Annotated in this window: 9 protein-coding genes; 1 reads left to right on the top strand and 8 read right to left on the bottom strand. The window is 67.3% G+C overall.

What is annotated here, in order from left to right:
* The 5 genes from A5704_RS05735 to A5704_RS05715 all read right to left on the bottom strand — a co-directional run.
* Positions 1–655 (bottom strand): hypothetical protein (locus A5704_RS05735; protein WP_067783808.1); only part of this gene is annotated, 655 nt, incomplete at its 3' end.
* Between the two features lie 23 nt (positions 656–678).
* Positions 679–1,296, bottom strand: a complete 618-nt coding sequence (locus A5704_RS05730; RefSeq protein WP_067760466.1) for a TetR/AcrR family transcriptional regulator — start codon at positions 1,294–1,296, stop codon at positions 679–681.
* Positions 1,297–1,354: 58 nt separating this feature from the next.
* Positions 1,355–2,179, bottom strand: a complete 825-nt coding sequence (locus A5704_RS05725; protein ID WP_067887777.1) for an SDR family NAD(P)-dependent oxidoreductase — start codon at positions 2,177–2,179, stop codon at positions 1,355–1,357.
* Positions 2,180–2,288: 109 nt separating this feature from the next.
* Positions 2,289–3,509, bottom strand: a complete 1,221-nt coding sequence (locus A5704_RS05720) for a cytochrome P450 (protein WP_067887783.1) — start codon at positions 3,507–3,509, stop codon at positions 2,289–2,291.
* 11 nt (positions 3,510–3,520) lie between these two features.
* Entirely contained in the window at positions 3,521–4,543 is a 1,023-nt protein-coding gene (locus tag A5704_RS05715; protein ID WP_067887775.1) for an LLM class F420-dependent oxidoreductase, read from the bottom strand.
* A gap of 85 nt (positions 4,544–4,628) precedes the next feature.
* Between A5704_RS05715 and A5704_RS05710 the strand changes: the two genes are divergently transcribed.
* Positions 4,629–6,125, top strand: coding sequence for an acyl-CoA carboxylase subunit beta (locus tag A5704_RS05710; protein WP_067760459.1), 1,497 nt, complete (start codon positions 4,629–4,631; stop codon positions 6,123–6,125).
* 73 nt (positions 6,126–6,198) lie between these two features.
* On the opposite strand, the gene A5704_RS05705 is transcribed toward A5704_RS05710, so the two are convergent.
* The 3 genes from A5704_RS05705 to A5704_RS05695 are packed head-to-tail and all read right to left on the bottom strand — an operon-like array spanning position 6,199 to position 8,737.
* Positions 6,199–7,242: a TIGR03857 family LLM class F420-dependent oxidoreductase gene (locus tag A5704_RS05705; RefSeq protein WP_067760458.1), complete on the bottom strand. Its 1,044-nt coding sequence runs from the start codon at positions 7,240–7,242 to the stop codon at positions 6,199–6,201.
* On the bottom strand, positions 7,239–7,619 hold the full coding sequence (locus tag A5704_RS05700; protein WP_067760456.1) for a nuclear transport factor 2 family protein: 381 nt from the start codon (positions 7,617–7,619) through the stop codon (positions 7,239–7,241). Before A5704_RS05700 ends, A5704_RS05705 begins: the two co-directional genes overlap by 4 nt.
* On the bottom strand, positions 7,619–8,737 hold the full coding sequence (locus tag A5704_RS05695; RefSeq protein ID WP_067760454.1) for a PHB depolymerase family esterase: 1,119 nt from the start codon (positions 8,735–8,737) through the stop codon (positions 7,619–7,621). The genes A5704_RS05700 and A5704_RS05695 overlap by 1 nt, the downstream gene beginning before the upstream one ends.
* Positions 8,738–8,784: the final 47 nt, after the last annotated feature.

Below are 8,784 nucleotides of genomic sequence, written 5' to 3'. Positions count from 1 at the left end.
GGCGATCGTGAAGCTCGTGCTCGGGTGCGTCGGTGCCGAGCGGGTTGGTGACTCCGACGACGACCGTGCGCTGCTGGGCGATCACGCCGAGCCGTTCCACCGCGATCGCTCGCCGGGAGTTGTCGCGCACTTGCTCGAGGTCGCCGACCACCAGAATCGGACGATTCGACAGCAGCGCGAGCGTGATCCGCAGCAAAAACAGTTCCAGGTCGGACAATTCGACGATGTAGGTGTCCGAAGACGGCGGGGGCATGTCGCCGAAGACCTCCGTCAGCCCGGCCTGACCGGCTTGCGGCGGCACCAGCGAATACCACGGCGCCAGCCACCGGCGTTGCTCGGCGAGTACGGTCGCCACGGTCACCGACTCTTCGAGTTCATCGATGTCGTCGAAGGCCGCTATCGCGCACCGGCGGCGGATCGCGCGCGGCGTCGTTTCGCCGAGCACGCTCAACGAGCCGTGACTGGCCTTGAAGCGTCCCGCGATCGTCAACAACAGCGTTGTCTGACCCGGGCCCCCGGGCATCTGAATGGCGTGGAACCCCGGCGTCAGGGCCAGGTCGACCCCCGAGAACAGCGGTCCGTGCTCACCGTCGACCCCCAATCCGGCGGCGGTGATCACCGGTGCGATGTCGTCCGGTTCGTCTTTGACATCCATGGTGTGACTTTCCCTGATCTCCTTCAAACCGGAATCGATTTCAGCAGTGCGGTGATCAGTTGCGCGAGCAGATCGGGGTTGATGGTTCCGGGACGCAGCACCTCTTCCATCGCGACGCCCAGGTTGAGGGTGACGACGAGCTGGGCGATGTCGGTCAGCCGCCGGTCGCCCGGCACGGTGTCGGTCGATTCGACGATGTGCAGCGCCTGGTCGGCAGCGGCGCGACGGCGCTCGATCAGGCGCCCCCGAAGCTGCGGATCGCGCTGGGCGCGCAGCCAGTACTCGACGAGCAGCACGTAGTAGTCGGAATGGTCGCGGACCGAGTCGAGCACCGACCGGCTCACCTCACGCGCGGCCGCGGCGGTGTCGCCGTCGCTGCGGTCGAGCGCTATCGCGATCTGCTCGCCGCGCAGCTCGAACTCGCGGTCGAGCAGGCTCAGGAACAGCTCGTCCTTCGACTCGAAGTTGGAGTAGACCGCGCCCTTGGTGAAGCCCGCGGCCTGACCGATCGCGTCGATGGTGGCACCGGCGAAACCCTCGGCGGCGAACACCTTCGACGCCGCGTCCAGGATCCGGTCGCGAACCTCGCCGCGGGTGGGGCGGGTGCGATGCGGTTTGACGGGCGACATGTGCAGTAGCATACCCGTCAGTATCGGTTAGATACTAATGAGTATCGAAGATCACCCGCGCGCGGAATCGTCAGCCGAGCCTGGCCGCGGTGCGCTCCCACAGCTGGGCGGCCAATCGCGGGTCGTTTGCCAGGCGACTGGTCTTGGCGATCTTGCGCTTGGCGTAGTAGGCGCCGGGCGTCCACTCCGATACGGGCGCGCTCGACGCCAGCCGCACCAACTGGTCGGCGCCCTGGTCCGGGCTCGAGATGAAGAGCACCGCCGGGGTGTACCGCTGCATGAACACGAGAAATCGCGAACCCGAGGCAATGCCGATGTTGGAGTTGACGTTGCCGGGATGCACGGCCGCGACGGAAAGACCGGCGTCATGGTAGCGCCGATGTAATTCCTTGGTGAACAACACGATTGCGAACTTCGAGAACGCGTAGGCAGCGGCGGGGCGGCGGCTGGCGGTGTTCTCCAGGTCGTCGACGGTGGCACGGAAGACCAGCTTGTGCGACGAGCTGGTCGTGTTGACGACCGTGGCGCGGGACTCCAGCAGCACATCCAGCAATCGGGTGGTCAACAGGAACGGCGCCAGGTAGTTGACCTGATAGGTGCGTTCGTAGCCGTCCGACGTCAGCTCGATCTTGCTGGCCATCCTGCCCGCATTGTTGAGCAAAACGTCGATGCGCGGGTACTGCGAACGCAACTTGTCCGCCAGCGCCCGCACCTGGGACAGGTCGGCGTAGTCGACGACGAAGTAGTCCGCGCCCAATTCGGTGGCCACCGCGGCGGTCTTGGTTTCCGAGCGGCCCACCACGACGATCTGGGCGCCGGTGCGACTGAGGCGACGAGCCGCAGCGGCACCTATGCCGTCACTGGCACCCGTGATGACAATCGTCCTGCGCGTCATTGCGAGACCTCCACGCCGGAGTGTAGCGATCACGCGATAAGCGGGGCGCTCATCGACGCGAGGGCCATTCAGCGCTGATGGCTGTCTGCCGCGAATAGAGCTGGGAAAGTCAGGCCAGCGAGTACCGCACCGGCAGGTGCTTCAGGCCGCCCACGAAGGTGGTGGCGACCAACTCCGGATCACCGATCAGCTCAATGGATTTGAGCCTCGGCAGTAGCTCGGTGAAGAAGCTGTTGACCTCCATACGGGCCAGGGCCGCGCCCATGCAGAAGTGCACGCCGTACCCGAAGGCCAGGTGCTTGTTGGGGTCGCGCCCGACATCGAAGCGGAACGGGTCGGTGAACACGTCCTCGTCGCGATTGGCCGACACATAGGACAGCAGCACGGAATCGCCCGCGGCGATCGGCACTCCGCGCACGGTGGTGTCCGCGTTGGCGGTGCGCATGAATTCCTTGACGGGCGTGACCCAGCGGATCATCTCCTCGGTGGCCAATGGCATCAGGTCGAGATTCGCCTGCAGCCGCTCGAGCTGGTCGGGGTTCTCGATGAGTGCTTGCAGCCCACCGGAAATGGTCGCGCTGGTGGTGTCGTGACCGGCGGTGGCCACGATCAGGTAATAGGACACCGTGTCGATGTCCGACAGCGGTTCCCCGTCGACGCGGGCGTTGGCGATCGCGGAGGCGAGATCGTCGGTCGGGTGTTCGCGGCGCGCCTCGGTGACCCCGTTGAAGTACTGGAACATGTCGAACAACGCAGGCAGCTGGTCCTCGTTGGAGCTGCCGCGCTTGAATTCGGAGTCGTCGCTGCCGAACAATTCCTGGGTGAGCTTGAGCATCCGGGGGAAGTCGGCCTCCGGCAGGCCCAGCAGTGACATGATCACGAACAGCGGGTAATTGACCGCCACCTCCTGGACGAAGTCACACTCGGGACCCGCGGCCATCATCTTGTCGACATAGATCTTGGCGAGCTCGTCGACCCGAACCTTCAATGCCCGCATCGCCTTTGGCCGGAACCAGTCGGATCCGATCGCGCGTACCACCCGGTGCTGCGGATCGTCGAGGTGGATCAGCGTGCGCACGCCCGCGGCCGCCTGCATCTCGTCGCCTTCGGCGGTGGTCAGCACCGGGCGCGGCCAGTTGGTGAACAACATGTTCTCGCGCTCGATGTCCATGATGTCGGCGTGCTTGGTGATCGCCCAGAACGGTTTATAGTCCGGCACCTCGACCCACGACACCGGCGCGTTGGCGCGCAGGTGAGCCAGCGCCGCGTGCAGCCGCTCCTCGTCGGTGTACGCCAGTGGATCGGCCAACAACTTCCCGGCGTCGTCCATCGTCGTGGTGCTCACTGGCGAAACTCCTTCATCGCGGCGGTGATACAGGTTTGCGAAGCGGTCATGAAGATCGGCAGGACGCGGTCGACGACACCCTCACAGCGGTCTCGCAGCGCGGCGCCGACCTCGTCGACCGGCCCGACGACCGCGAAGGTCGCCAGCATTTCGTCGTCGATCAGCTTGGCCATCGCGTCCCACTCCCCCTGCTTGGACAGCCGGTTCAACTCGGCGTGCAGGTCGCCCCAGCCGTGCAGCTCGAGAACCTTGCGGTAGGCCGGCGTCGATCCGTAGAAGGCGATCTGCTTGCGCACCGCGGCCGTCGCGGTCTGCAGCTCGGCGTCGCTCTCGCCGGTGGCCACCAGCACCTCGGCCGACAACTCGACGTCGGCGCGCCGGCGGCCGGCCCGCTGCAGGCCGCGTAACAGCGCGGGCGCGGTGACCTCGGTGATGTAGCGCTTGGACACCATCGGGTGGCCCAGGTGTCCGTCGGCGACCTCGCCGCACATCTCGGTCATCACCTCACCGACCGCGGCGACGAACACCTTCGGCATCGGGTAGGGCTGCGGCTCGGGGGTGAACATCGGCGTCATGATCTTGTGGGTGTAGAACTCACCCTCGAAACGCAGCTTGCCGCCGTCGCGCCAGGCGTCCCAGATCGCGTGCAGCGCCGAGACGAACTCCCGCATGCGCCGGGCCGGGTGGCTCCACGGCATGCTGAACCGCTTTTCGATGTGGGGCTGAATTTGAGTGCCCAGCCCGAGGATGAACCGGCCTTTCGAATACGCCTGCAGATCCCAACCGATGTTGGCGACGATCATCGGGTTGCGGGCGAACGCCACGGCGATGTTGGTCCCGATTTCCAGCCGCTTCGTGTGCTCGGCGGCCAGCAGCAGCGGCAGGAATGGGTCGTGGCTGGTTTCGGGCGTCCATCCGCCGTCGTAGCCCTGCCGTTCCAGGGCGACCGCCGCGTCGGCCGCGCGAGCGAGTTGATTGGGGATGCCCCCGTCGACCTTGAGTCGGGCGGCGTCGGCCATGCGGGTAACTTTACAGTAAGCAATCCAGTATGTGACCCTGCAGATCCGCTCACCAGACGAAACTTGCATGAGGTAGGACAGAGGCATGTCGAAAGCCCAGGACTGGGGAGAAACGCTCGACGATCTCGGGCGGCGCCGTGAGCGTGCGTGGGGCATGGGTGGTACCGAACGGCTCGACAAGCACCGCGGCAAGGGCAAGCTCGACGCCCGGGCGCGCATCGAGCGCCTCCTCGACCCGGGGACGTTCCGAGAAATCGGGACGCTGGTCGGCGGCGAGATCGCGGCCGACGGGCTGGTCGTCGGCTCCGGGTTGATCAACGGTTCGCCGGTGATGCTGGGCTCGGAGGACTTCACCACCATGGCCGGCAGCATCGGACCGGGCGGCAACTCCAAGCGCTACCGCATCGCCGAACTCGCGCTGCGCGACAAGGTTCCCCTGGTGATGTTGCTGGAAGGCGCGGGCTTCCGACCTGGCGGTGGACATTACGGCCGCGCCCCCACCGACCTGCTCGCGCAGGCGCAGTGCTCGGGCCGGGTGCCGACCGTCGCCGCCGTGCTCGGCCCCTCGGCCGGACACGGCGCGCTCGTCGCCCCGGTCTGCGACTTCCGGATCATGAGCGCGCAGGGCGCGATCTTCACCGCCGGCCCGCCGGTCGTCAAAGAGTCCACCGGAGAGGAGATCTCGAAGGAGGATCTCGGCGGGCCCGGCACCGCCGTGCCGAGCGGGGTGATCCACAACGTCGCCGAAGACGACGAGGCCGTGATCGCCGACATTCGGCGGTACCTGTCGTATTTCCCGCCGAGCGCGTGGTCCTACCCGGCGCAGCTACCGCCCGACGAGGCCGGCGAGCAGCGCGCGACGCCCGAACTGCTCGACATCGTCTCGCGCGACAACCGCCGCGTCTACGACATGCGCGCCGTGCTCGACGTGGTCTTCGACCGGCCCGACTGGTTCGAGGTGCAGCCGCGGTACGGCAAGGCGATCATCTGCGCGCTGGCCCATCTCGGTGGCCACCCGGTCGCGGTCGTCGCCAATCAGCCCAACGTGCTCGCGGGCTCCATCGACGCCGACGCGGCGGACAAGGCGGCGCACTTCATCATGGTGGCCGACTCGTTCCACCTGCCCATCGTCTTCCTTGCCGACAACCCCGGCATGCTGCCCGGCAGTCGGTCCGAACGCAGCGGGGTGCTGCGCGCCGGTGCGCGGATGTTCGCCGCGCAGACGGCGGCAACCACGGTCAAGTTGCACGTCACCCTGCGCAAGGCATACGGATTCGGCTCGATGGTCATGTCGCTGCTCGGTTTTGACCACCAGAGCGCGACGTTCGCCTACCCCGGGGCGACCATGGGCGCGATGAGCGCGGCCGCGCTGGGCCGGGCGACCCATGCCGGCGAGGACATCACCGCGAAGCTGCGTGACGCCGAGTTGCAGGCGTCGTATCGCTCGGCCGAACATCTGGGATTCGACGAACTCATCGATCCCCGCGAGACCCGTGATGCCCTACTCGGTGCACTGCTTCGCGGGCTGTCCAGCCGACAGGCCGCGGCGGAGCCGGTCAGCCGGACCGTCATCCTGCCCTGAGGTTCTGTCGCGAGCGTGCGTGTTGGTACGGCGACACGCCGCAATCGGCGTACAACTGCGCACCCTCGCGGAGCTAATCCACCGCCCGGTACGCGCTGACGACAGGCTCGAGCTCCTCCGGCGTGGCGCCGTGCATGATCACCGCGTCGGCCCCGTAGTCGAATTCCTTGCGAACACGGTCCGCGCATTGCCGGGCCGAACCGGTGGCCGACGGCTCCAGCCATTCGTCCGGGATCAGCGTCGCGATGTGCTCGATCTGCTCGGCCGTGGCCTTGTGGTCGATCCCGCCCGCGATCGACGTCACCACGGGGTCTTCCCGGAAGCGTTGCAGCACAGCCGGATCCCACTCGTTCGTCCGCACCATCAGGTCGCCGTAGCCCTGCAGATAGGTGGCCAGACGCGCGACAGTCTTCTTGAGCCGCAGCTCCTCGGGCAGGTGATCACCCACCGTGGCGAAGCACGACCACACCCGCACGCTGTCCGGATCGCGGCCGGCCTTCTCCGCCGCGGACTTGACGGTCTTGACGCAGCGTTGCAGCGTCTCGGGCGTGAAGTAGGTGTGCAGGATGACGTCGTCGAACACCCGGCCCCCGAGGTCGAGGGTGTTGGGCCCGAAAGCCACCAGCGCCAACCGGATGTCCTCGTTGAAGTCAGGGTCGAGGAACAGGATCGGGTACTTGCCCATCGGTCCGTCGTGGTTGAAGATCAGTTCGCCATGCCACAGGCGGCGCATGACCTGGGCCCAGTCCTCCATCTGCGCGGTCGTGACCGCCGGTATGCCGAAGGCCCCATAGATCGCCGCGATGCCCCGGCCGATCCCCAGCGTGAAGCGCCCGCCGGAGAGCCGGTGCATGGTGGTGGCCCACGACCCGGTGATCAGCGGGTGGCGGGTGTTGTGATTGGTTGCCGCGGTGGCGATCTGCATCCGGGTCGTCACGGCGCACGCGGCCCCCGTCAGGGATGACGCCTCTTTGACGTTCCAGCGTTCGGAGATGAACGCGGTGCCGAAGCCGAGCTCCTCGCCGCGGCGGGCCTCGTCGATCAGCGTCGCCGGCCCCTCTCCGCCGGCACCCGCCAGCAGGTAGTAGCCCAACTCATCGAGAGTGCGCTCATTCAACTCCAAACTCCTTGCTGGTAGCCGCAATTCCAGACCTCGGTGATCTTTCCGTCGACGACGCGGAACACCTCGATGCTGGCGACGTTGGTTATGGTGCCGTCCTTGGTAGTCATCGACGAGTCGTAGACGATGGCCACGTGCTGGCCGTCGTCGCCGGCTGCGACGACGTTCAGATCGAAGCGCAACGTGTCGAACATCGCCCAGACGTCCCTCACCCGGCTGACCGCCTGTTCGCGGGTGAGTGTGTGCGCCTCACCCACCCCGTGCCGAATCACCTTGTCGGCGAACAGTTCTTCGGCCAGGGTCAGGTTCTGCTCGTTCCAGACGACCAGGTTGTAGAGCTCGACCACCTCACGTGCCGAGCGCGGAGCCCCCATCAGCCGGCCACCTCGCGCAGGAACCCCTCGGTCACCTTCTGCACCCGCCGGGAGAAGATGTGCCCGACGTGGCTGCCGTCATACCAGTACAGCCGGCCACCCCAGCGCTCCTGCAATTCGACCGTGGGATCGCGCATCGCCATCCGGTCGTGCCACGCGCCGACGATGAGCCGGCGATGCGGCGGCGGTGCCGGATCCACCCGCAACGGGTCGATCACCGAGGTCAGCTTCGCCACCTCCGGAGAGGCCAGCAGGTCGCGGAATTCGTCCCGCGACGACCCCCAGCGCCCCAAGTGCCGCGCGATCATCGCGTTCAGCCCCAGGATCGGCGTATACAGCGCCACCGCGTCGACCTGCCTCTCCAGGTGCGACACCAGCGCCGCGACCGGAGTGCCCATCGAAACACCGGCCACCACAACGGCGCTCGCCTGCGGTTGTGCCCAGCGCACCAGCGCTCGGATCTCCGACACCGAGCGCATCATGCCGGCGACGTTGCCCAGGGGGTCCATGTCGGGGTACGCGGGCCATTCCCGGCGCCGGCAGCCGTGACCGGGCTGCACCGGCAATGCGACGTTGAAACCCAATTGGCGATGTATCCGGCCGATGCGGGTCAACAGCAGGTCTTCCGTGCCACCCTGACCGGCGCCGTGCACCCAGATGAGCCACGGTCTTGGGCCATCAGCGTGCCGGCACAGGTGCACCACCGCCCTGGCCGGCCCGCCCAGGCCTTCGGCCTGCAACGTTGGCGGCAACGCCGGATCGTGCTCGAACGCCAGCCGCTCGTAGGCCAAATTACCGACGCGTCGCCGCCGCACGGAGGTTGCGCGCAGCGGCACCGGTTCCCCGTGCGCACGGTCGATGCCCAGGGCCGACAACTCCTCGGCCGCCGCCGTGCAGCCGGACAGCGGCCGCATCGCCGCCGGGCCGCCGCCGAGTAGTGAAAAGCCGCTCAGCACAAGCTCGTCCAACATGACCTCGCCGAACTGCCGCACGCCTCGCGGCGACACCGGAGCCCAGCCGGTCGATTCGTTCAGGCCGGCCACCGTCCGGGGTAGCAGCATGCCGAGCTCGCGGGTCGCCTCCTTGGCGAGCCCCAGTCCGCGCGTCACCTTCGACATGGCGTGCGGTCGGAGACGCCGGCGCCGATGACGACGACGTCGACCCG

The organism is Mycobacterium sp. E735, assembly GCF_001666955.1.
Classification (GTDB): Bacteria; Actinomycetota; Actinomycetes; order Mycobacteriales; family Mycobacteriaceae; genus Mycobacterium.
The sequence above is the reverse complement of the archived record's forward strand: the minus strand, read 5'-3'. Positions and strand labels throughout refer to the sequence as shown.

Bases quoted from the DNA above. Each gene is read 5' to 3' on its own strand.
- A5704_RS05730 (WP_067760466.1), bottom strand. From the start codon at position 1,296: ATGCTACTGCACATGTCGCCCGTCAAACCGCATCGCACCCGCCCCACC.
- A5704_RS05725 (WP_067887777.1), bottom strand. From the start codon at position 2,179: ATGACGCGCAGGACGATTGTCATCACGGGTGCCAGTGACGGCATAGGT.
- A5704_RS05720 (WP_067887783.1), bottom strand. From the start codon at position 3,509: ATGGACGACGCCGGGAAGTTGTTGGCCGATCCACTGGCGTACACCGAC.
- A5704_RS05715 (WP_067887775.1), bottom strand. From the start codon at position 4,543: ATGGCCGACGCCGCCCGACTCAAGGTCGACGGGGGCATCCCCAATCAA.
- A5704_RS05710 (WP_067760459.1), top strand. From the start codon at position 4,629: ATGTCGAAAGCCCAGGACTGGGGAGAAACGCTCGACGATCTCGGGCGG.
- A5704_RS05700 (WP_067760456.1), bottom strand. From the start codon at position 7,619: ATGGGGGCTCCGCGCTCGGCACGTGAGGTGGTCGAGCTCTACAACCTG.
- A5704_RS05695 (WP_067760454.1), bottom strand. From the start codon at position 8,737: ATGTCGAAGGTGACGCGCGGACTGGGGCTCGCCAAGGAGGCGACCCGC.